This is a genomic window from Streptomyces sp. SAS_272, assembly GCF_052543235.1.
In genome coordinates this window covers 1-23,539 of sequence record NZ_JBMNDR010000092.1, presented here as the reverse complement: position 1 = coordinate 23,539, position 23,539 = coordinate 1, and the positions used below count along the sequence as shown (strand labels likewise).

Genomic DNA, 23,539 nt, shown 5'->3' with positions numbered 1-23,539 from the left:
CGGGAACCGGCCGGCCGACCGCCCCGTACGCCGTCCCCGGGGGCGGCGATCCTGCGGGCCGCCCTTCGCCCGCGGCAGTGACCGCACGGCCCGTCCCGCGCCCCGGGGGCGGTGACCCCACGGCCCGTCGCCCGCCCCGGGGCGGTGACCGCTCGGCCCGTCGCTTGCCTCGGGGCGGTGACTCCGCGGGTCGTCCTTCGTCCGGGGTGCGTGACTTCACGGCCCGTCGCCCGCCCCGGGGCGGCGATCCTGCGGGCCGCCCTTCGCCCGCGGCAGTGACCGCACGGCCCGTCCCGCGCCCCGGGGCGGTGACCCCTCGGCCCGTCGCTTGCCTCGGGGCGGTGACTCCGCGGGTCGTCCTTCGTCCGGGGTGCGTGACTTCACGGCCCGTCGATCGCCTCGGGGCGGTGACCCCACGGCCCGTCCGTCGCCCCGGGGCGGTGACCCCTCGGTCCGTTGCTTGCCCCGGGGCGGTGACTCCGCGGGTCGTCCTTCGCCCGGGGTGCGTGACCTCACGGCCTGTCGCTCGCCTCGGGGCCGTGAGGTCACGGCCCGTCGCTCGCCCCGGGACGGTGAGGTGTCTGGGCGCGATGATTCCGTGAAGGCGCTCGCCGCATTCGGACACAGGGGTTGTCCTGACATTCGCTGCGCCCGTAGGGTCGCCTCACGGGGGCAAGCGCTTTCTCCGCTCCGTCACCCACATGGCGACCATGCAACGGGCCCTGAGGAGCGCGCATGAGCATCCGAGTCAGTCACGCGTGCGGCGAGCACATCGCGGTCGCGGCGGCGGACGGGACGGAGATCTTCCGGTACGTGTACCGTCCCGACCCCGACGCGTTCGAGTCGCCCAAACCGTACGCGCACCCCGTGCGCACCCTCGCCGGCCGCACCGTGACCGGCTACCGGCCCAGTGACCACCGCTGGCACAAAGGCCTGCAGATGACGGCGAGCCACCTCTCCGGCCAGAACTTCTGGGGCGGCAACTCCTACGTCCACGGTCGGGGCTACCTGGCCCTGCCCGAACGCGTCGGTTCGATGCGGCACGACGGCTTCCCCGCGTTCACGGCGACGGATGACAGGCTCGCCGTCACCGAGCAGCTCACCTGGGTCACGCACGGCGGCGAGGAATGGGCGCGTGAGCAGCGGGGCCTCACCGTCCACTCCGTCGACGAGGCGGTGGGGGCGTGGGCGCTGGACTGGTCGATCCGGCTCACCAACATCCGCGACGCACCGCTCGTCTTCGGCTCCCCGACCACCGCCGGGCGCGAACCGGCCGGCTACACCGGTCTGCAGTGGCGCGGCCCCCGCGACTTCACCGGGGGCGCCGTGTCCGCCCCGGACGTCGAGGCGGACGCCGGCGCCGAGAAGCTGATGGGCGCCCAGGGGCCGTGGCTCGCCTTCACCGCCGAGCACGACGACGTCGACGCTCACTCCACCCTCGTCTTCGCCCATGCTCCCGAGAACCTCGACGAGCGGACGGCGATTCACGAGTCGCACTGGTTCGTGCGCTCGGAACCGACTCCGACGGTCGCGTTCTCCTGGGCGTTCTTCGAGGAGTTCGCACTGCCGCCGGGCGAGTCCTTCGCCTACCGCTACCGCGTGGTCGTCGCGGACGGCGTCTGGGACCGCGAACGCGTGGACACGTATCTGCGCAACCTCCCGTGGTGACCGCGCCTCACGCGGCGCGGGGGATCGCACTCCGTAGGCCTACGGGGGACGGCACCCCGTAGGCCCGCGGGGGACGGCACCTCATAGGCCCGCGGGGACCACACCCCGTACAGCCGCGATCGCGGCCGGGCGCACCGACGCCCGCCGGGGCGGCAGTGCACCGCGGCCGGCGGGCGCGGAGCCGGCAGCCCGGGCGCGTTCGCCGCGCCCGCCCGGTCCCGCGGTGGGGAGCTACGAGCCCTTGGGCGTCACCTGCTGGGCGACCTCGAACGACCAGAGGGTGGAGGCCGAGGCTGCGGGCTTGGGACGCTCCCCCTCCGAGCCGCCCTGGTGCGCCGCTCTCATCGGGCCCTCGGCCCACGCGCGGAACGACTCCTCGTCACGCCAGCGGGTGTAGACGAGGTAGGCGTCGGTGCCCTCCACCGGCCGCAGCAGCTCGAACCACTCGAAGCCGTCGGAGCTCTCGACGGCGTGACCGCGGGCGGCGAAGCGCTTCTCGAGGGTCTCCCGCTGCTCCGCCGGGACCGTCAGTACGTTGATCTTGACTACGCTCATGCCCCCATCCTGCCTCCGCGGCCGCCCCGCCCTGCGGCCGCCCCACCGGTCCGGCGGCTCCGGGGCGCACCGTCGCGTGCGGTGGGCGGCCCGCCGGGCGGACGGCCGGCGGGGCCCGCGCCCGCATCCGGCGTACCGTCGGAAGTGTGGACGACCAGGCCGACCGTCTCGTGTCCCGCGTCGCGCGCGAGCTCGTCGCGCGGGCGGACGAGGTGATCGCCGACGTGGAGAAGGCTCTGCGACGGGAGCTTCCCGCGCTCTGGGAGACCCCGGAGATCGCCCGCACCGTGTCGCAGAACGTCGCCGAGTACATCGTGACCGGGCTGTCCGGCCTGGCGCACTCGGTCGAGCCGGAGCTGATCGAAGCGCCGCGTGCCGCCCTGGAGCGCTCCCGTCGCCTGGCCCGGTACGGCATGTCCCTGGACACGATGCTGCGAGCCTTCCGGCTGGCGCAGGGCGTTGTCCTCGACCGGCTGATCGGGGAGCTGCCCCGGTTCACCGCCGACGCGCCCCTGGTCACCAGGGCGACCCGGTACGTGATCGCGACGACGACGGGGTACGTCGACCGCACCTCGGAACAGGACGTCGCCGCGTTCCAGGAGGAGCGCGACCGCCGGCGCCAGTGGCGGATGGCGATGGTGAACGAGGCGGGCGTGCGCATCGGGACCACCCTGGACGTCGCCCGCACCACCCAGGAGCTCGCCGACCTCGCCGCGGAGCGGTTCGCCGACCTCGTCACCGTCGACCTGCTCGACTCCGCGCTGCACGGTGACGACACCGCGGGTCAGGACCGGCCCGTCGTGCGCCGCACGGCCCGGGCGCCCGCGGCCGCCCGGGACGCGCAGCCGCCGTCCGCCGTCGCGTGGCAGCTGGTCACCTGCGTCGACGGATCGCCGACGGCACGCGCCCTGGCCACCGGGCGGCCCACCCGACACCACGGCGACCGAAGCCTGGACGGGCACCGCATCCACTCCACCCTGGTGGTGCCGCTGCGCGCCCGCGGCAGCACGCTGGGCGTCGCCGAGTTCTGCCGGCACCGCAACCCCGACCTCTACGACGACGAGGACCTGCTGCTCGCCCAGGAGATCGCCGCCCGGGCGGCGATCGCCGTCGACAACGCCCGCCGCTACACGCACGCCCGCGCCACCGCGCTCACCCTGCAGCGCAGTCTGCTGCCGCGGCACGCGCCCCAGCAGTCGGCCGTGGAGGTCGCCCACCGCTATCGGCCGGCCGGCGGCCAGGCCGGGGTGGGCGGCGACTGGTACGACGTCATCCCGCTGTCCGGGGCACGGGTCGCCCTCGTGGTGGGCGACGTGGTGGGCCATGGCATCCACGCCGCCGCCACCATGGGCCGGCTGCGCACCGCCGTGCGCACCCTCGCCGACATCGACCTGCCGCCCGACGAACTCCTCACCCACCTGGACGACGTGGTTCTGCGCCCCTCCGGCGAGGCCTCGGACGACCCGGACGGGGACCCGGACGAATACCTCGGCGAGACGGGGGCCACCTGCCTGTACGCCGTCTACGACCCCGTCTCCCGCCGGTGCACCCTGGCCCGCGCAGGCCACGTCCCGCCGGCTCTGACGAACCGGGACGGAACGGTCGAGCTGCTGGAACTGCCGCCCGGGCCGCCGCTTGGACTGGGCGGCCTGCCCTTCGAGGCGACGGAGGTGGAACTGCCCGAGGGCAGCCTGATCGCCCTGTTCACCGACGGCCTGATCGAGGCCCGCGACCACGACGTCGACGCGGGCCTCACCCGGCTGCGCCACGCCCTCGCCCGGCCGGAGGCTTCCCTGGAGGCGATCTGCGACACCGTCCTCGAAACCATGCTGCCCGACCGTCCGGACGACGACGTCGCCCTCCTCCTCGCCCGCACCCATGCCCTCGGCGCACGCCAGGTCGTCACCTGGGATCTGGACGCCGACCCGGCCGCCGTCGCCCGGGCCCGTTCGGACGTCTCCCGGCAGCTGGGCGAGTGGGGTATGGAAAACCTCGCCTTCACCGCCGAGCTGGTGGTCAGCGAACTGGCCACCAACGCGATCCGCTACGGCCGGCCCCCGATCAGGCTGCGCCTCATCCACGACCGCGGCCTGCTGTGCGAGGTCTCCGACGGCAGCAACACCACCCCGCACCTGCGCCGGGCCCGGGTCTCCGACGAGGGGGGACGCGGCCTTCTGCTGGTCGCCCAGCTGGCGGAGCGCTGGGGCACCCGCCACGCCCGTCGCGGCAAGACGGTCTGGGCCGAGCTGAGCGAGTCGGCGGAGTTCCCGGCGTCCGCGTTCGCCGAGTGACGGCGTCGGTTCCCGCGCGCGCCGGAACCGACGCCGTCGCCACGCGGCCGTCACCACGTGGCCGTCGCCACGCGGCCGGCGGCCCGTGTCTTGCCTGCCCGGTCCGCCGGGCGCACGCTGGTCGTATGAGTGCGCGGGACGGCCCCACGCTCATCACCTCCGTGCAGCGGGCGTTCCGGCTGCTGGAGGTGGTGAGCGCGCACGAGAACGGTGCGCCGGCGAAACAGCTGGCGCGGGAGTCGGGGCTGCCCCTGGCCACCGCCTACCACCTGCTGCGGACCCTGGTCCACGACGGCTACCTGCAAAAACTCCAGGACGGCGGGTTCATCCTCGGCGACAGACTGCAGACGCTGCACACCGCGGGCCGCGGCCAGGCGCTGCTCAGCCGGGTCCGTCCGACGCTCGCCGCGCTGCGGGACGAGCTGACGACCGCCGCCTACCTCACGTTCTACGAGGAGGGCGAGATCCGGGTCGCCGAGATCGTGGACGGCCCCCGGACGCCCCGTGTCGACCTGTGGGTCGGCTTCGAGGACGCGGGCCACGCCACCGCCCTCGGCAAGTCCGTCCTGCGGGAGATGGACGACGACGCCCGCCGCGACTACCTCTCGCGCCACCAGCTCGCCGACCTCACCCCGAGGACCATCACCAGCGCTCCGGAACTGATCCGGCGGCTGGACGCCTCGCCCGTGGCCCCGGCCGTCACCGACCTGGAGGAGTACGCCCTCGGCACGGTCTGCGTCGCCGTCCCCGTCTACAGCGGCGACATCATCGGCTCGCTCGGCGTCTCCCTGCCCGCCGACCGGCTGTCCCGGATCGAGCAGGTCCGGGACCGGCTGATCCCCACCGCGAACCGCGTGACCAGGACTCTTTCACTGCGCGCCTGATCGTTCATTATCTGAAAAGCTGCGCCTTGTGAGCGATGGCAGCCCTCCCGTTTCCTAGAGGAAACGGACATATGCGATGTGCCCCGGGGCACGGTGAGGACTGCATACCCAGCATGAGTCAGGCCCGGAACCATGGCGGCGAGCCCATCCCGACGCGGCTGTTCGGACACCGACCGGCAGGTCCCCTCCTGCCCGTCCTGATCGTCTTCGTCGTCGTGCTCGTCGATCTCGTCGGCGGAGCGGGGATGACCTGGCTGCCCCTGCTGGCGGCCGGCCCCGCGCTGGCCGCCACCACGAACGGGCCGCGTGGCGTTCTCTGCGTCGGACTCCTGGCCGCCGTGCTCGGTGCGACGCTCGGCGCCCGGGACGGCGTGCCCGGCCCGGAGCTGGCAGCCGTGCTGGCCGCGCTGCTGGCCGTCACCCTGGCGAGCGCCCTCGCCGGCGCGCTGCGCTCACGCCGGGAGCAGGTGCTCGCCGACGTCCGCTCCGTCGCGGAGGCCGCCCAGCACGCCCTGCTGAAGCCGGTCCCCGCCACGGTCGGCCCCTTCGAGGTGGCCGTCCGCTACAGCGCCGCCGCCGCGGAGGCGAGGATCGGCGGGGACCTCTACGCGCTGGTGCCCACCCCCTACGGCGTCCGGCTGATCGTCGGCGACGTGCGGGGCAAGGGACTGCCCGCCGTGGGGACCGCTGCCCTCGTGGTCGGCGTCTTCCGCGAGGCCGCCTACGACGAGCCCGATCTCCTCGCCGTCGTCGACCGGATCGAGCGGAGCCTGGCACGCAACCTCGGCGCCGACGACTTCGTCACCGCGGTCGTCGCCGGGTACCCGCGCCCGGGGGAGCTGGAAGCGGTGAACTGCGGACACGCGCCGCCGCTGCTGGTGCGTTCGTCCGGGGACGTCGTGGCCGTCGAGAGCCCCCACCCGGCCCCGCCCCTGGGTCTGCGCGCTCTCACCGACCAGCGGCCCGACCTCCAGGTGCTGCCGTTCGCCGACGGGGACCAACTGCTGCTCTACACGGACGGCGTCATCGAGGCCCGCGACCACCACCGGGAGTTCTACCCGCTCGCCGAGGGACTGTCCCGCCACCTCTGCGACGAGCCGGCGCGCACGCTCGACTCGATCCACGAGGAACTGCTGACGCATGTCGGCGGACGGCTGCACGACGACGCGGCGCTGCTGCTGATCCGCAAGCCGACGGTCGGCCCGGCCGAGGCCGACGTCCCCCAACCGGCCCTGGAAGGAGTGGTGTTGGGAGAGCAGGCCGTGTGACCACGGTGACCCCGGCGATCTCTGTGATCACCGTGACGGGTGTTGCAGACTGTGCTCATGACACGCATGAGGAAGATCGCGGCCGCCCTGCTGGCCGCATCGGGCGCACTGCTCGCGCTACCCCCCACCGCCTCTGCCGGCCCCGCCGAACCCACCGCCTCCGCCGACCGCCCCACCGGCGCCGCCGGTGACGCCGTCCACCGCAGGACCTTCGTCCGCGAGGACTTCGACCGACTCCCGCTCGGTCCGGTCACCGCGGGCCACGGCTGGACCACCGACGCCAAGGACGGCTCCCTGACCGTCGAACCCAGCAGCACCGGCCACGGCCGCGAACTGCGGCTGCACACGGAGGGCAACGGTCGCGCCTTCCTGGTCCTGTCCGACCTCGCGCCCGCGGGGAACAGCTTCTGGGCCCGGCTGAGGCTGCGCGTCGACGGGTTCCCGACCGCCCCCGACTGGGCCCACTGGACCGTCGCGGAGGCGTCCGGCTCCGACGCCCCCACGCTGGTACGCCCGCTGGGCGGCCAGTACGTGCCCACCTCGCAGGCGAATTTCTGGGGCGTCGGCTCCGACCTCGGCCCCACCGGGGACTGGACGGCGTGGCGCACCTCCGCCCCCGCCACGGCCGCGACCTGGAGCTGCGTGGAGTTCCATCTCGATGCTGCCGACAACCGCGTCACCGTGTACCAGGACGGCGTGGAGCGCTCCGATCTGACCGTCTCCACCAAGGAGCACGGCGGCAGCGCGGACGACTTCGTCTTCCCCCGCTTCGACAAGCTCAAGCTGGGCTGGCAGCTGTACCAGGCCGGCCCGACGCCTTCGTCGTACGACGTCCGCATGGACGACGTGGCGCTCAGCACCCGGCGGGTCGGCGGGTGCGCCGCATGACAGGGAGCGTGTCGCACGCAGCGCCGCGAGACACGGCCGTGTGACGACACACCTCGGCGGGGCGTCGGTGCGACGCCCCCCCGAGGTCCACGGGCCCCGAGGGCCCGCCGGGCGCCGGGTCAGGACAGGAAGCTCCCGTAGGGGCCGCCCAGGATCTGGTTCTTCTGGCTCTGGCTGAAGTGGGTGGCGGGGTAGTCGTAGAAGGACGCGGACATCGGTGTGCCGTCGGTCGAGGACGAGTCGGGCAGGCCGAACGCGTGCCCGAGCTCGTGGACCATCCCGCCGTACCAGCGGTTCATCGACTGTCCGCTGGTGCCGGCGGCGCCGTCGGCGTCGTGCCCGCTCAGGACGACCCAGCCGGGGCTCGCGCCCCCGCCGGCGCCTTCTCCCTCGGCGCTGATCTCGCCCACGTTGAGCCAACGGCTGTCGGGGTTGTTCAGGCCGAACTTCCTGGCGAGTTCGTTCTGCATGTTGGTGACGGCCCACCAGTAGCGGTCACCGCCGTTGGGCGTGTTCTCGTACCAGCTCCGCGGCTGGTCGCCGTTCACGACCTCCACCACGGTGGTGTTCAGCTTGAAGGTCTTGCCGAGCTCCTGCTGGTAGTAGCGCTGGGCCTCGCGCATCACCTTGGCGATGCCGTCGGGGTACCGCTGGTCGAACGGGACGTCGGAGGGCTTCAGCCAGTACACCCGGACGGTCTTGGTGGGCGGCGGGGTCGAGCCGCCGCCGCTGCCGGTGAAGCCGGGCAGCCGCCAGGTCCGGGCCGCGGTGCCGGTGCAGGGCAGCTGGACGAGGCCGGTGCCGGACGCCGAGGAGTCGCCCGCCGGGGTGACGCACTTGCCGGAGGACACCGACTGCAGACCGAAGACGTCGGTCGTGCCGCTGACCGTCACCGGCACGAGGCGGAACTTCTGACTCACGCCTGTGCCACAGGCCCGCTGGACGATCGTGGCGTTGTCGGCGCCGGACCCTCCGTTGACGTCCACGCACCGTCCGCCGGCCGACGTGCCGATGCCGTACTGGTCGGTGGTCCCGCCCACCGGGGTGAAGGTGAAGTTCTGATTGGGCTCGCCGTGGCAGGTCCACTGGATGAGCTGGAGTCCGTCGGCGGTGGAACTGCCCGGCACGTCCAGGCAGTTGCCGCTGCCGCGGCCCACCGCGGTGGAGGCGAACGCCGTCGCGGCGTGGACGGGCGGCGCGATCGCGACGGCGCCCATGACCGCGCCGAACATCAGCGTGAGCACCATCGCCCAGAAGGGGAGAAAACGGGATCGGGTCATCGGCCTACTCCCCCGAGGGTGCGGGCAGGGTGACGCCGAGGGCCACGGGCGTGCCGAAGTTCGGCGTGCCGTCGGCGTTCCAGGTGAACTTCTGCGCTCTGGTGGTCCGGTTCATGTCGCAGCCGCCGCTCGTCGAGTTGTTGGCGTGGTAGACGATCCAGTCCTCGGTGCCGTCCGGTGACGTGAAGAAGCCGTTGTGCCCCGGGCCGTACACGCCGTTGGCGTTGGATCGCTGGAAGACCGGGTTCGGTGACTTGACCCATGAGGAGGAACTGAGCGGATCGCCGCCGTTGTAGGTGAGCATGCCCAGCTTGTAGTCGGGCGTGGAGCAGTGGCTGGCCGAGTAGACGATGAACGTCTTCCCGCCTCGCTGGAGGACTTCGGCGCCCTCGTTGACCGCGCCGCCCACCGTCTCCCAGCTGTAGGTCGGTGTGGAGAGCACGCGGCGGGTGCCGCTCGCCGTCCACGGATTGGACAGGGGCCGGATGAACATGGGCTGTGAGCCGTTGTAGAAGGTGCCCAGCAGGTAGAGCCGGCCGTTGAGCTGGAGGATGCCCGGGTCGAGCTCCCAGGTGTTGTCCTGGGTCGGGTCGAGCAGATCGGCCTTGAAGCTGTAGGGGCCCATCGGATCGAGGCCGGCGCTCTCCAGCACGTGGATCCGCTGGGTGCCCAGGTCGTAGGGCTCCCGCCCGGCGGTGTAGTAGAAGTACCACCGCTTCCCGTTCGGACCGTCGAGCAGATGGAACTCGGGCGCCCACATGGTGCCCGCGCCGTTGGGCCGGGTGAGGTTGAAGACCACCTGGTCGGAGGCGGAGGCGAGGCCGGCGAGGGTGGTCGCCTTGCGCATGGTGACCGTAGAGTTCCAGGTCGTGGTGGCCAGGTAGTAGTAACCGTTGTAGTACGTGAGCCAGGGGTCGGGTCCGTGCTGGGACAGTGGGTTGGTGAAGGTCTTCGTCCCCGTGCCGCCGCCGGCGAAGGCGGGCAGCCGCCACACCCTGCCGCTTGCCGTGGCGCAGGGCAGCTGCACCAGGTCGGTGTTCGAGGCCGACGAACCGCCGCTCGGCGTCACGCACTTGCCCGAGCTCACGGAGACCAGGTTGAAGGTCTTGTCGGTTCCGCTCACCGCCACCGGCACGAGTCGCCACTGCTGGTTGGTCCCGCCGTGGCAGGGCCACTGGATGATCGCCGCGTTGTCCGCCGTGGACGCCCCGTAGACGTCGACGCACTGGCCGGACTGCCCGGTGATCGTGTAGGTGTCGGCGGTGCCGGAGACCAGGGTGTACCCGAAGTTCTGGTTGGCGCCCGTGGCGCAGGCGAAGGCCCGCAGCTGGGTCCCCGCGGTGGTCGAACCCCCGGGCAGGTCGAGGCAGTTGCCGCCGTTCTGGTTGACCCCCGTCGAGGTGAACGCGACGGCGGCGGAGGCGGTGGGCGGCGCCACCAGGAAGGCGACCGCCGTGAGGAGTGCCGCGACGAGCGCGGACAGGCATCTGGAACGGGTCACGGTCCGTACACCTTTGCTTCGAGGAGGCCGACGGAGTTGGCGCCGTTGCCGGTGAGCAGCACCCGGAGCCGGGTGGTGCTCACTGCCGTGAAGGAGACGGTGTTGTACTGGTTCTTGGAGAGCGGATAGCCGCTCGCGCCGGGCACGTCGGCGTAGGCGCTGCCGTTCCAGTACTGGAGCTTCCAGGAGGCCGGCATGTCGATGCCGTCGTCGTCGTCGAAGAAGTACACGTCGGCCTTGTTGACGTTCTTCGCCGACGGCCAGGTCAGCTCGGCCCACTGCTGCCCGGTCTCCGGCCAGGTGCCCCAGCGCGGGTTCACCGTGTCGTTGGACGACGGCGGGTCGACCCCGTCGTTGACCGCGGCGACGCTCTCCCAGGGGGAGGTGTACGACGCGGTGGGCGTCGCGGACGTCGCCAGGTTGGCAGGTGGCTGGGGTGGCTGGACGCCGCCCCGGTTGTACGCCTTGACCTCGGTGAGACCGGTCTTGGCGCCGGAGGCGTGGGTGGCCAGGATCCGCACGCGCTGGGCGGTGACCGCCGGGAACTGCACCAGGTTGTAGTTGGCCCGTGGCGCTGCTGGACTCTTGGTCTGTCCCGGCGCGTTCACCCAGGCACTGCCGTTGTAGTACTGGACGGCGTAGGCGGACGGCGCCCGGTAGGTCGCCGAGGCAGGGCGGCTGTCCTTGAAGTACAGGCGCATCTCGTTCAGTGTGCGGGCCGTCCCGAAGTTGAGTTCGTACCAGTCCTGGCTGTTGGGGGACCCGCCGGCGCCCCAGAAGGGCTCGTTGGTGGGATAGCCGTCCACCGCGCCGGAGACGTTGCCGCCGGAGCCGGTGTAGGAGGCGGTGGTCGTCGCCCCGGCGGCCAGGTTGGTCAGGTCGGCGGTGAGGTCGACGCCGGCCTTGGCGAGCATGTCGACCATGCGGGGGCTGTTCTGCACGACCTGCTGGGGGGCCTGCAGTCCGGGCACGGCGGTGTGGTGGGTCACCGTGCCGCTCGTGGTGACGTCGCCGGTGGCGGGGTCCCAGGTGAAGGGCACGAGTGAGTTGACGGTGGCGGCCCGGGTGCCGTTGACGTAGATCGAGTAACCCTCCGGGACGCCGGGATAGCGCACCACCCCGTCGGCCGGGTCGTCCCAGACGATCGACAGATCGGCGTTGCGGTAGCGGAGGTTGTTGACGGTGAAGTGGCTCCAGCCGATGTTGATCGGCGAGACCTCCACCTTGGCGTCGTTGCGCGGCCGGAGCCCGGCGACGTCCTCGATCACCGTCCAGTTGCTGCTGCCCAGGATGTTGTGGTGGATCCACGAGCGGTAGTCGATGTTGCTGCCGTTCCAGTCGGCCCAGAACTCGTTGGCGTCGGGCCACTGGGTGTTGCCGCCGACGTACTGCGCCCAGGTGTTCCAGTAGAGCAGCTTCTTGTAGTCCGTGGCGTTCATCCACGAGTTGGGGTAGTTGCGCAGCACGGAGGAGTACAGCCGGAACTGCACGGTGGAGTTGATGGTGGAGAAGTTGTTGGAGCCGGGGTTGCCGGCGTCCGCGGCCGCCTTCTTGTCGACCTGGTTGGCGGTGTAGAAGGGGAAGACCGGGTACTGCGCGGGGTCGTCGTAGAGGCGCAGGGCCTGCTTGTACGTCGCCGTGTTGGGGACGGCGCCGACCGAGAACGGGTAGTAGTTGTTGATCTCCTTCCAGGGGACCCACTCGTTGGTCGACTTCAGCCGGTGCTCGAACAGCTGCCGGTTCGGGTTCCACAGGACGTTGACGATGGCGTCCTTGATCTGTGTCGCGAGGGTGCGCATCTCGGCGGCCTTGGCGGTGTTGCCGGTCGCCTCGTAGGCCTGGGCGGCGGCGAGCGCACCGCTGTACTGGTAGGCGGACTCGGCGCGGTCCATGTTGCCGGGCTTCCAGTGGAAGGAGACCGCGTCGGCGTCGTTGCCGGTGAGCGCGCCCCAGTCGTACTCGATCAGCTTGTTGTTGTCGTGGTCGTAGTAGGCGAGCTGTCCCTTGACGTCGCCTTCGGCGTACTTGGCCAGGTTGCCGGCGATGGCCGGCTGCCCGCCGTGGATCTGGTAGCTCTTCCAGGCGGCTTCGGCGATGTACTGGGTGTAGCTGTTGGACCAGTTCTCCGGGTCGCCGGGGTTGTCGAGGAACCGGCCCCCCTTGGAGGTCTGCCCGACGCTGAGCCAGTCCCCGTAGGCGTACGACGGGTCGCGCAGGTACTTGAGGTCGTCGATGTGCATGGGCTGGGTGAGCGCGATCGCGTTGTTGTACCCGAGGACGCCTTCGGTCGACGTCGGGAACTGGAAGGTCTGCCCGGGGATGTCGGCGTCGAGGTTGTTGAAGCGCATCAGCCACCAGCGGTAGTAGATGTTCTTCTTGATCGCGGGCTCGGGGACGTCGATGTAGGGCACGTTCTTCGCCCACCACAGGTTGTAGGCCTTGACGTGGGTGGCGAACGCGGTGGCGTCGCTGTAGCCCGCGTAGGCGTTGTACTCGGTCAGCGACGCGGGGATCTCGTCGGTGACGAAGCCCATCACGACCTTCGTGGTCACCGTGGCTCCGGCGCCGATGGTGACGGACCGGTCGAGGCCGCCGCCGGAGACGCTGAATCCGTCGCCGGTGAGCCGCGGCCGGATGGTGGTGAGGTTGTTGTAGGCGTTGACCTGGCCGGTCAGCTCGCTGCCGCTGCCCGTGGTGGCGTACGGCGACGTCGCCCGCAACTGCAAGGTGGTGGAGCTGCTGCCGTTGTTCTTGATCGACAGGTTGGTGACGGCGACGTTGTTCTCGGTGATGAACTTGGTCTGGGTGACCGCGATCGAGCCGCTGGTGTGCACGCTCTTCCAGTGGCTCGGGACCTGCCGGCGCTGGGAGACCTGCTCGGTGAAGGTGCCCGGGGTGATCGCGACGGTGTAGGCGTTGTTGTCGTTGACGCTCTCCCAGTAGGCGACATGGCCGCCGAACCCGAGGACCGCCGGGTTGTGGGTCTTCATGAAGAGCGCACGCCCCCGGCTCATCAGCCAGGGTCCGGCCGGGTCGTCGCCGGTGCGCGCGAGCAGACGGTCCATCCAGAAATCGGTGCCGGAACTCTCGGCGTCGTAGACGCTGCGCATCATGTCGCCGGGCGTGTAGGCGACGGGCGGTGCCGGGATCGCGGGCCCGCTGAAGACGGGGAACCCGATGGTCTGCGCGGCGGCTGCCGGGCTGACGGAACAGACGGAACAGAGGATGAGCACGAGGGCGACGAGGAGGCGCTTCATGGGCTCCCTCTCCGGTTGGCGGTAACGGGGTGTCATGCGCCTGACATACGTGCGAGGAAACTCACCTAAAAGGTTTTCGCAACGTAGGAGCGACCTGATGCCCTGTCAAGGGAAAGCGCTTGAGCGCGAGTTCACGGGCCGCCCGGGCCCGGGGGAGCGCGGCTCAGGACTGCGGAGCCGTCGACTCCCGGATGACCACCCGGCCGCCCACGGTCTCGATCCCCGCGCGCCGCGCCCCGCCGATCGCGAGGAACAAGGCGTGCGCGGCCGCCCGCCCCACCTGCTCCAGGTTCATGTCGACGCTGGTCAGCGGCGGGCGCGAAGAGGCGGTCAGAACCTGCCAGTTGTCGAAGCCCATCACCGCCACGTCCTCCGGCACCCGGTGGCCGCGCTCGCGCAGGACGTCCATGACGCCGCGGGCTATCTGGTCGCTGCCGCACAGCACGGCGTCGAGATCCGGATGCCGGTCCAGCAGCAGCGCGGTGGCCGCCCGGCCCCAGCCCTCCGACCAGGCGCCGAACCGCGGTTCGCCGACGGGGGCGAGACCTGCGGCGGCCAGCGCCGCTCCGGCGCCCTCGGCACGCTCCCGCGCCGCGAGGTACCCGGGGTCGCCGGTGATGTGCGCGATCCGGCTGCGCCCGCAGGCCAGCAGGTGTTCCACCGCGATCCGGCCGGCGTCGACGCTGTCCGGGACGATGGACAGATCCGCCGGATCGTCCGACGGCGCGTAGGCGTAGACCACGGGGACGGGCAGCTCCCGTCCCAGGGACGGGCGCGGGTCGGTCCGGCTGCCCACCACGATGAGGCCGTCGACGCGGCGCCCCAGCAGAGCCCGGACGTGGTGCTGTTCGCGGATCGCGTCGCCGCGGGCGTCGCACAGGAACACGGCGACCTCACCCGCCCCGAAGGCGTCCTCCGCGCCCATCAGGATCGGGATGCTGAATCGGCCCTCGAGGTCGCTGGTGAGCAGACCCACGGTGCCCGACCGGCCCACGAGCAGTCCGCGGGCCAGCTGGTTCGGCCGGAAGGCCAGCCGCTCGGCGGCCTCGATCACCCGCTGCCGGGTCTCGGCGCGCACCTGGCTGCGGCCGTTGAGCGCCTTGGACGCGGTGGCGATGGACACGCCGGCCAGCCGGGCGACGTCGCTGAGCGTGGCGGGGTGCGAACGAGAGGTGCCGGGGGCCGGTGTCATGCGGATCTCCTGTCGCGCGGCGCGTGAGTAAACCGTACGCGAGTTGTTTCGGCCGGGGCCCGGCCCGGACGATTTCACAGGTTTCGGCGGAGCTCTCAATACCGCTTGCTGCAGGGGGATTGACGGGCTGTCAGCCGGGTCCTAGCTTTCAGAAAGCCTTTTCGGTTCCTTTCCGTTCGAAGAGCCCACACTAGGGGGATCGTCATGGGGAGCACGACCGGACCACGTGGACCCGTTCGCAGACTCGCCGTCGGCGCCGTCGCATTCCTCGCCGCCGCGAGCCTGATCACCGCCTGCGGATCGGGGGACGGCGACTCCGCCGGCGGATCCGGCCGGACGGCCGACGCCAAGGGCGTCGACGACGGCGCCACGCTGACGATGTGGACGCGGGCGGCCACCCGGCCGCAGAGCGAGGCCCTGGTCAAGGCCTACAACGCCAGTCACAAGAACAAGATCGAGCTGACCGTCGTCCCCACCGACGACTACCAGGCCAAGGTGGGTGCGGCGGCCGGTTCCCACGACCTCCCCGACCTCTTCGCCTCCGATGTGGTGTACGTGCCGAACTACACCACCAGCCGGCTCTTCGCGGACCTCACCGAACGCATCGACGCCCTGCCGTTCGCCTCGAGCCTGGCCCAGTCGCACATCAAGGCCGGTACGTACGAGGGCAGGAAGTACGTCGTCCCGCACACGCTGGACCTTTCGGTGCTCTTCTACAACAAGGACCTCTACCGCAAGGCCAAGCTCGACCCCGAGAAGCCGCCCGCCACCCTCGCCGACTGGGACCGGCAGGCCCGGGCCGTCGACGCGCTGGGCAACGGAGTCGACGGCACCTTCTTCGGCGGCAACTGCGGCGGCTGCGGCGTCTTCACCTGGTGGCCGTCCATCTGGGCCGGGGGAGCGGACGTGCTGAACAAGGACGGCACCGCGGCGAACCTCGACTCCGCCACCGCGAAGAAGGTCTACGACACCTACCGCGGATGGGTGAAGGACGACATCGTGGCCCCCGGCGCGCGCGACGAGACCGGCGCCACCTGGACCGGCGTCTTCCCCAAGGGCAAGGTCGGCGTCATGCCCATGCCGTCCACCACGCTGGGCCTGATGCCCAAGAACCTCGACCTCGGCGTCGCTCCCATCCCCGGACCCGACGGCGGCAAGTCCACCTTCGTCGGCGGCGACGCCGTCGGCGTCTCGGCCACCAGCAAGAAGCTCGACCAGGCCTGGAACTTCCTCGCCTGGTCACTGGGCGACGACGCCCAGGTGAACGTGGTCGCCGCACACAAGGACGTCGTGGCCCGCACCGACCTCGCCGCCAACAAGTACTCCGCCGCCGACCCCCGTCTGGTCGCCGTCAACCAGCTCGTCGCGGACGGCCGCACCCCGTACGCCCTGAAGTTCGGGCAGACCTTCAACGACCCCAACGGGCCCTGGCTGTCCCTGATGCGCGACGCGGTCTTCGGCGACGGGACGTCGCTCGAGAAGGACAACAAGGCCGTCACCGCCTCTCTGGCGGACTGAGCCGCACGACCTCGCACGGCACGACACCGGCGCACGGCGCGGACACATGACGCGGGCGCACGACACGGACGAAAGACGCGGACGAAAGACGCGGGCGCACGGCACGGACACGCGGCCGGACGCCGTGCTCCCGCACGACCCCTCCCCACCGCACACGGCAGAGGAGAGCCATGCAGGTCAAGGCGCCCGAACGGGCGACCGCCGAGCAGCCGCCCCCGACGCAGCGCCCCGCCCGCCGCCCCCGCACCACCGTCCCGAGCCGGCATTCCCGCAGGCTCCAGGGCCTCGCGTACGCCGCCCCCACGGCCGTCTTCGTCACCGTCTTCTTCCTGCTGCCCCTGCTGCTGGTCGGACAGATGTCCCTCGACGACTGGCCGCTGCTCGCGGGGGACCAGGGCGCCAACGCCCCCGAGAACTACACGGACGTCATGGACAGTCCGCTGTTCTGGCCCGCCGTCCGCTTCACCCTCCTCTACACGGGGGTCGTCACCGTCGCCCTCCTGGGCCTGGCGCTGCTGCTCGCCCTGCTCGTCCAGGAGTCCCGCCCCGGCGCCGGCTTCTTCCGCACGGTCTACTTCCTGCCGGGAGCCGTCGGCCTGGCCTCGGCCTCGCTGCTCTTCTGGGGCCTGTACAGCCCCACCACCGGACCGCTGAGCAGCATCCTCGAAGACCTCGGACTCGTCGACGGCCCGGTGTCCTTCCTCGGCACCCCGACCTCCGCCCTGCTGTCGACGGTCTTCCTCGTCGTCTGGAAGTTCGCCGGCTTCTACATGCTGATCCTCCTCGTCGGCCTCCAGCGCATTCCGCACGAGGTGTACGAGGCCGCCCGGACGGACGGCGCGAGCCGCGGCCAGATCTTCCGCTCCATCACCCTGCCGCTGCTGCGTCCGTCGCTCGCCCTGTCCCTGCTGCTCTGCGTCACCGGCTCACTGCTGGCCTTCGACCAGTTCTTCGTCCTCACCAAGGGCGGACCCGACAACAGCACCGTCACCGTCGTGCAGCTCATCTACCGCGAGGCGTTCCAGCGGCTGAACCTCGGCACCGCGGCCGCCCTGTCCATCCTCGTGCTGGGCGCGCTGCTCCTGCTGAACGCCCTGCAGTTCCGCGGTCTTCGCCGTTCCGACGAGTCATGACCGCCGCCTCCTGGAGAAGGGACACCCCGGTGCTGACCCGAGCCGTCGGCCGGACGCCCCACTACGTCCTCGCCGCAGGACTGGCCGTCATCTTCCTCTTCCCGCTGCTGTGGAACGCCTGGGCGTCGGTCAGCGCCCAGCCCGGCACCGCCCAGGAGTCCGGCTACGGCCTGGGCAACTACCGCACGCTGCTCGACTACGACGCCGGGCTGTGGCGCTACCTCGGCAACAGCACCCTCGTCTCCGTGCTCACCGTCGCCCTGACCCTCGGGGTCTCGCTGCTCGGCGGCTATGCCTTCGCACGCTTCGAGTTCCCCGGCAAGAACCTGCTGTTCTTGCTGACGCTGGCGATCCTCATGGTTCCGTACGCCACCCTGCTCATTCCGCTCTACGTGCTGCTCGGCAGGCTCCATCTGCAGAACTCGCTGCTCGGGCTGAGTCTGGTGCTGGCGATGTTCCAACTGCCGTTCGCCACCTTCATGATGCGGATCTCCTTCGAGGCGGTGCCGCGCGAACTGGAGGAGTCGGCCCTCGTCGACGGCTGCGGCACCGCGGGCGCACTGCGCCGGGTCCTGCTTCCGGCGGTGCGGCCGGGACTGATCACCGTGGGTCTCTTCGCCTTCCTCGCCGCCTGGAACGACTTCATCGCACCGCTGATCCTCATCTCCGACAGTCAGAAGGCCCCCCTGCCGCTCGCCGTCGCGAACCTGCGGCAGCAGAGCATGGGCGCCGTCGACTACGGCGCGACCGAGGCCGGGGTGGTGGTCCTCGCGGTGCCCTGCCTCCTCCTGTTCCTGCTGCTGCAACGGCACTACGTACGGGGCTTCATGTCGGGCGCGCTCAAGGGCTGAGCGGCGGCAGAGCGGCCGGACCGCATCCGAGGCCTAACCGACCGGGACCGACGACCACCTGAACACCCTTGACGGGCAACCGAAAGGACGAACCGAAGGCATGAACTGGTGAGGGAGAACATGACGCGGTCAGCCGTCCTGCCGGTGGCGCCGAGCCGGGGGCGGCTGCGGCCGCTGGGTCTCGACGAGGTCACCATCACCGGGGGTTTCTGGGCCCTGCGCCGACAGGTCAACGCGACCGCGACGCTCGACCACTGCCGCGACCGGATGGAACGCGCCGGCTGGACGGGCAACTTCCGCGCCGCGGTGGAAGGCCGGATCCACCGGGACCGGCGAGGCCGCGAGTTCGCCGACTCCGACGTCTACAAACTGATCGAGGCCATGGCCTGGGAGGCCCGCCACGGCTCCGGCGCCGCGCTCGACGCGCAGATCGCCGCACTCACCGACACCATCGCACCCGCCCAGGAACCGGACGGCTACCTCAACACCGCCTTCGGCCGCCCCGGCCAACAGCCCCGGTACAGCGACCTCGAGTGGGGCCACGAGCTGTACTGCTACGGGCATCTCATCCAGGCGGGCGTGGCCCAGATGCGGGCCCGCGGCGAGGGCGAACTGGCGAAGATCGCCCGGCGCGCCGCCGACCATGTGTGCGATGCCTTCGGCCCCGGCGGCATCGAACGCGTCTGCGGACACCCGGAGATCGAGACGGCCCTGGTGGAACTGGCCCGGGCGACGGGCGAGCAGCGCTACCTCGAACAGGCCGCGCTCTTCGTCGACCGCCGCGGCCGACACACCCTCGCCGAGTCCGAGTTCGGCCGCGCCTACCACCAGGACGACGTGCCCGTCCGGGAGGCCACCGTGCTGCGCGGCCACGCCGTACGCGCCCTCTACCTCGCGGCCGGCGCCGTGGACGTGGCGGTGGAGACCGGGGACGAGGCACTGCTCGCCGCGGTCGTCCGGCAGTGGGAGTCCACGGTCGCCCGGCGCACCTATCTGACCGGCGGCATGGGCTCCCACCACCGGGACGAGTCCTTCGGCGACGACTTCGTCCTGCCCCCCGACCGCGCCTACTCCGAGACCTGCGCGGGCGTGGCCGCCGTGATGCTCAGCTGGCGGCTGCTGCTGGCCACCGGCGAACCGCGCTACGCGGACCTCGCCGAGCGGACCCTGTTCAACGTGGTGGCGACCTCCCCCTCCGAGGACGGCCGGAGCTTCTTCTACGCCAACACCCTGCACCGCCGCCGCCGTGGGACGACGCCCGCCGCCGACGTGGAGAGCCCACGCGCCGATTCGGGCCTGCGCGCCCCCTGGTTCGCGGTGTCCTGCTGCCCGACCAACGTGGCGCGGACCCTTGCCCTGCTGCCCGCCTACCTGGCGACCGCCGACGACGACGGCGTGCAACTGCACCAGTACGCCGACGCCGAGCTCGCCACCTCCCTGGCCGGCGGCCGGGACGTCGCCTTGCGCGTGCGCACCGACTACCCGTCCGGCGGCAGCGTGACCGTGCGGATCGAACGGTCGCCGGAGCATCCCTGGACCCTGTCCCTTCGGGTGCCCGCCTGGGCTACGGGCGCCGGCGCCCGACTGGTCGACCCGGACGGGGCGGGCCGTGCCGTCACGCCGGGCACGGCCGCCGTCACCCGGCGCTTCCGGCCCGGCGACGAGATACGGCTGGAGCTGCCCGTGACCCCGCGCTGGATCGCACCCGACCCCCGCATCGACGCCGTACGCGGCACCGCCGCCGTCCAGCGCGGGCCGCTCGTCTACTGCGCCGAGTCCGTCGACCTCCCGCCGGGCCACGAGGTGGACGCCGTCCGGGTGGACCCGTCCGTCCGGCCGCAGGACGGGCCGGACGGCAGCGTCGTGGCGTCGGGCGCACTGGTCGCGGCGCCGGACGCGCGAGCCGCGGAGTCCGGGAGGCCCTGGGAGTGCACCGATTCCGCCGCAGAAACAGACGACGCGAACGCGGATGGACGGGCCGGGTCGGACGCCGACACCCGGTGGCCGTACGTGCCGCTCGACGAGGCCGCCGCGCCGGCCGGCGAGCGCGCCGACATCGTTCTCGTGCCCTACCACTCCTGGGCGAACCGCGGCCCCTCGACGATGCGCGTGTGGCTGCCGACGGCGCGACCGCCGGCCGAACCCCCCGGGAGGTAGCCGTGCGCCGACCGTGCGCAGTCGTGCGCCGCGCGAAGCGCAGGACCCGGCGCGCGGATCCGGGGCGCGGACCCTTGGCGCGGAGAGCCGGCGCCGACGCAGGCATGACGGGCCCCGGCCCTCGGCGGCATCCGCCCCGGCCATGACGTCCCCACCGTCCGACCCGACCACCCACGCCCCCACGATGGGAGTCCGACCATGTCCCAACCCCCCTCTCGCCGTGTTCTGTTGAGACTGGCCGCCGGGACGGCGGCCGCGGCGCCGCTGCTGAACGCGACGCCCGCGGCGGCCCGTGCCGCCGCCGGGCCGGCCACGGCGACGACGGCGTCCCGAGCGTCCGCCGCTTCCGCGGCTCCGGCGGCTCCGGCGGCGGCCGCCGCGCCCGTCCCGCCGACCTGGGCCGTCCAGCCCTTCGCGCTGGACCAGGTGACCCTCGGTGACGGCGTCTTCCGCCGCAAGCGCGACCTGATGCTCGGTTACGCCAGGTCCTACCCGGCCGACCGGATCCTCGCCGTCTTCCGGGCCAACGCGGGGCTCGACACCCGAGGCGCCCGGCCGCCGGGCGGCTGGGAGACGTCCGACGGCAACCTCCGCGGCCACTACGGCGGCCACTTCCTCACGCTCGTCGCCCAGGCGTACGCCGACACCGGGGAGACCGCGCTCAAGACCAGACTCGACTACCTGGTGACCGCGCTGGGCGAGTGCCAGCTGGCACTGGCCGACCACGGATCGCCGAAGCCGAGTCACCCCGGTTACCTGGCGGCCTACCCCGAGACCCAGTTCATCCTGCTGGAGAGCTACACGACCTACCCCACCATCTGGGCCCCCTACTACACCTGCCACAAGATCATGCGCGGGCTGCTCGACGCGTACACCCTGGCCGGGAACGCACAGGCGCTGACCATCGCCTCGAAGATGGGCGACTGGGTGCACAGCCGCCTCGGCCGTCTGCCGAAGGCGCAGTTGGAGCGGATGTGGTCGATCTACATCGCCGGGGAGTACGGCGGGATGAACGAGGTGATGGCGGACCTGTACGCGCTCACCGGCCGGGCGGAGCACCTCGCCGCCGCCCGTTGCTTCGACAACACCGCACTCCTGGACGCCTGTGCCGGCGACCGGGACGTCCTGGACGGCCGGCACGCCAACCAGCACATCCCCCAGTTCACCGGCTACGCAAGGCTCTTCGACCACACCGGTGAGCAGGAGTACGCGGACGCGGCCCGCAACTTCTGGGGCATGGTGGTCGGTCCGCGGACCTACAGTCAGGGAGGCGCCGGAAAGGGGGAGATCTTCCGGGCCCGGGGCGCGATCGCGGCCACCCTGGGCGACGACAACGCCGAGACCTGCGCGACGTACAACATGCTCAAACTGAGCCGTCAGCTGTTCTTCCACGCACCGGACGCCGCTTACATGGACTACTACGAACGCGGCCTGACCAACCACATCCTGGCCTCCCGCCGGGACGTGAGCAGTACGAGCAGCCCGGAGGTCACCTACTTCGTCGGCATGGGCCCGGGGACGGTGCGCCAGTACGACAACACCGGCACCTGCTGCGGCGGCACCGGCATGGAGAACCACACCAAGTACCAGGACTCGGTGTACTTCCGCTCGGCCGCCGGCGACGCGCTGTACGTCAACCTCTACCTCGCCTCGACGCTGCGGTGGCCGGAGCGGGGGCTGGTCGTGGAGCAGACGAGCGCCTACCCGTCGGAGGGCGTCCGCACGCTGACGTTCCGCGAGGGCGGCGGCAGCCTCGACCTGAAGCTCAGGGTCCCCTCCTGGGCCACGGCCGGTTTCACCGTCGCGGTCAACGGGGTCCAGCAGCAGGCGTCGGCGGCCCCCGGCAGTTATCTCACCCTGCGCAGGGACTGGCGGCGCGGCGACCAGGTCACCGTCTCCGCGCCCTACCGGCTGCGCGTGGAGCGGGCGTCGGACGACCCGTCCGTGCAGTCCCTCTTCCACGGGCCGGTCCTGCTGGTCGCGCGGAGCCAGGCGACGGACTTCCGGCAGTTCTCGTTCTACAAGGACTTCACCCTGCGCGGCGACCTGGCCGACGCGATCCGTCCGCAGGGCCGCCCGCAGTACTTCACCACGCACGGTCTGACCCTGGCCCCGTTCCATGTCGCGGACGACGCCCGGTACCACGCCTACTTCCGGCGTGTGGAGCCGGTCGTCGTCTTCGGCGCGTCCGACTCGGGCGTGCCGAACCGCTCCCGCGGCGACGGCCTGACCTTCCTCGACGTCCTGTGGCAGCAGGCGCCGTTCGCGACCTCCGCCGCCTTCCTGGCCGCGGTGCGCGCACTGGCCGACGTCTGGCAGACCGACGGACGGTTCACGCGGGCCGAACGGGACCGCGTCGTCGCCGCCGCCACCGCCGCGAACCTGCGGCGCTGACGACACGGCCGAGCCAGGGGAGACGCAGGTCACACGCGGCCGTGGCCGCCGTCCGTCACACGTCGGCGGCGCGAGCCGTCATTGCCGTGTAAGCCCCGACACGGCAAGGAGATCACCATGGAAGCGCGTCTCGACCTGCTCGGCACCCCGTTCGCCGGGACTCTGATGAAGCACTTCAACACGGCGGGCAAGGCCGTCACCCGGTCGACGCTGCCGGGCACGGTCCAGCAGCTGGTGATGCTGCGGGCCAGTCAGATCAACGGCTGCGGTTTCTGCACCGACATGCACACCAAGGACGCCGTGCATGCGGGCGAGTCCGATCAGCGCCTGCACCTGGTCGCGGTGTGGCGGGAGGCCAAGGTGTTCACCGACGCCGAGCGCGCCGCGCTGGAGCTGACCGAGGAGGGCACGCGCATCGCCGACGCGGCGGGCGGCGTGTCCGACGAGGTCTGGGCGAACGCCGCGAAGCACTACGACGAGGAGCAGCTCACGGCCCTGGTGGCGCTCGTCGCGCTCATCAACGCCTACAACCGTCTGAACGTGATCGTCCGGCAGCCCGCGGGCGACTACCGGCCCGGCATGTTCGGCTGACGGGCAGACAGAGGGGCCGGACGGACGGGCCGCACGGACGGGCACGTCCGGCACGGCGGACGTGCCGATCGCACGGCTGTGGCTCGGGGAGGGGGTCGCCCCCCGAGCCAC

General features: G+C 71.7%; 16 protein-coding genes. 11 read left to right on the top strand and 5 right to left on the bottom strand.

Going from position 1 to position 23,539, the window contains the following annotated elements; all coding sequences use genetic code 11:
• Window positions 1-735: 735 nt before the first annotated feature.
• Window positions 736-1,668 carry a PmoA family protein gene (locus ACN6LD_RS35340; protein WP_445045303.1) on the top strand — a complete coding sequence of 311 codons (933 nt, stop codon included), beginning with the start codon at window positions 736-738 and terminating at the stop codon, window positions 1,666-1,668.
• Window positions 1,669-1,899: 231 nt separating this feature from the next.
• Here ACN6LD_RS35340 and ACN6LD_RS35335 read toward each other — a convergent pair whose 3' ends face one another.
• Window positions 1,900-2,223 carry an antibiotic biosynthesis monooxygenase family protein gene (locus ACN6LD_RS35335; protein ID WP_445045302.1) on the bottom strand — a complete coding sequence of 108 codons (324 nt, stop codon included), beginning with the start codon at window positions 2,221-2,223 and terminating at the stop codon, window positions 1,900-1,902.
• Window positions 2,224-2,369: 146 nt separating this feature from the next.
• Here ACN6LD_RS35335 and ACN6LD_RS35330 point away from each other — a divergent pair, with 146 nt between their 5' ends.
• The 4 genes from ACN6LD_RS35330 to ACN6LD_RS35315 all read left to right on the top strand — a co-directional run bounded on the left by ACN6LD_RS35330 (window position 2,370) and on the right by ACN6LD_RS35315 (window position 7,554).
• Complete coding sequence (locus ACN6LD_RS35330) at window positions 2,370-4,514, top strand: ATP-binding SpoIIE family protein phosphatase (RefSeq protein ID WP_319191573.1); 2,145 nt, start codon at window positions 2,370-2,372, stop codon at window positions 4,512-4,514.
• A 125-nt stretch (window positions 4,515-4,639) separates the two neighbouring features.
• Entirely contained in the window at window positions 4,640-5,398 is a 759-nt protein-coding gene (locus tag ACN6LD_RS35325) for an IclR family transcriptional regulator (protein WP_319191575.1), read from the top strand.
• A 113-nt stretch (window positions 5,399-5,511) separates the two neighbouring features.
• Entirely contained in the window at window positions 5,512-6,666 is a 1,155-nt protein-coding gene (locus tag ACN6LD_RS35320; RefSeq protein WP_445045301.1) for a PP2C family protein-serine/threonine phosphatase, read from the top strand.
• A 57-nt stretch (window positions 6,667-6,723) separates the two neighbouring features.
• Window positions 6,724-7,554: a hypothetical protein gene (locus ACN6LD_RS35315; protein WP_445045300.1), complete on the top strand. Its 831-nt coding sequence runs from the start codon at window positions 6,724-6,726 to the stop codon at window positions 7,552-7,554.
• 119 nt (window positions 7,555-7,673) lie between these two features.
• Here ACN6LD_RS35315 and ACN6LD_RS35310 read toward each other — a convergent pair whose 3' ends face one another.
• The 4 genes from ACN6LD_RS35310 to ACN6LD_RS35295 form a co-directional block, all read right to left on the bottom strand.
• On the bottom strand, window positions 7,674-8,834 hold the full coding sequence (locus tag ACN6LD_RS35310; RefSeq protein WP_319196479.1) for an RICIN domain-containing protein: 1,161 nt from the start codon (window positions 8,832-8,834) through the stop codon (window positions 7,674-7,676).
• Between the two features lie 4 nt (window positions 8,835-8,838).
• Entirely contained in the window at window positions 8,839-10,335 is a 1,497-nt protein-coding gene (locus ACN6LD_RS35305; protein WP_319196477.1) for a family 43 glycosylhydrolase, read from the bottom strand.
• A complete protein-coding gene (locus tag ACN6LD_RS35300; RefSeq protein WP_445045299.1) occupies window positions 10,332-13,592 on the bottom strand; it encodes a discoidin domain-containing protein in 3,261 nt (1,086 codons plus the stop codon). Before ACN6LD_RS35300 ends, ACN6LD_RS35305 begins: the two co-directional genes overlap by 4 nt.
• Window positions 13,593-13,755: 163 nt before the next feature.
• The gene (locus ACN6LD_RS35295) at window positions 13,756-14,784 is read right to left on the bottom strand and encodes a LacI family DNA-binding transcriptional regulator (protein ID WP_319196473.1); all 1,029 of its coding nucleotides are present in this window, start codon (window positions 14,782-14,784) and stop codon (window positions 13,756-13,758) included.
• Between the two features lie 204 nt (window positions 14,785-14,988).
• On the opposite strand from ACN6LD_RS35295, the gene ACN6LD_RS35290 reads away from it, so the two are divergent.
• The 6 genes from ACN6LD_RS35290 (at window position 14,989) to ACN6LD_RS35265 (ending at window position 23,428) form a co-directional block, all read left to right on the top strand.
• Window positions 14,989-16,302, top strand: a complete 1,314-nt coding sequence (locus ACN6LD_RS35290; RefSeq protein ID WP_319196471.1) for an ABC transporter substrate-binding protein — start codon at window positions 14,989-14,991, stop codon at window positions 16,300-16,302.
• A gap of 170 nt (window positions 16,303-16,472) precedes the next feature.
• Window positions 16,473-17,435: a carbohydrate ABC transporter permease gene (locus tag ACN6LD_RS35285; protein ID WP_445045298.1), complete on the top strand. Its 963-nt coding sequence runs from the start codon at window positions 16,473-16,475 to the stop codon at window positions 17,433-17,435.
• Window positions 17,432-18,286 carry a carbohydrate ABC transporter permease gene (locus tag ACN6LD_RS35280; RefSeq protein WP_415924965.1) on the top strand — a complete coding sequence of 285 codons (855 nt, stop codon included), beginning with the start codon at window positions 17,432-17,434 and terminating at the stop codon, window positions 18,284-18,286. Before ACN6LD_RS35285 ends, ACN6LD_RS35280 begins: the two co-directional genes overlap by 4 nt.
• Before the next feature lie 120 nt (window positions 18,287-18,406).
• Entirely contained in the window at window positions 18,407-20,443 is a 2,037-nt protein-coding gene (locus ACN6LD_RS35275) for a glycoside hydrolase family 127 protein (RefSeq protein ID WP_319195179.1), read from the top strand.
• Window positions 20,444-20,641: 198 nt separating this feature from the next.
• Window positions 20,642-22,837: a glycoside hydrolase family 127 protein gene (locus tag ACN6LD_RS35270; RefSeq protein WP_445045297.1), complete on the top strand. Its 2,196-nt coding sequence runs from the start codon at window positions 20,642-20,644 to the stop codon at window positions 22,835-22,837.
• Window positions 22,838-22,954: 117 nt separating this feature from the next.
• Window positions 22,955-23,428 (top strand): carboxymuconolactone decarboxylase family protein, encoded by a 474-nt coding sequence (locus ACN6LD_RS35265; RefSeq protein ID WP_319195177.1) that lies wholly within the window; start codon window positions 22,955-22,957, stop codon window positions 23,426-23,428.
• Window positions 23,429-23,539: the final 111 nt, after the last annotated feature.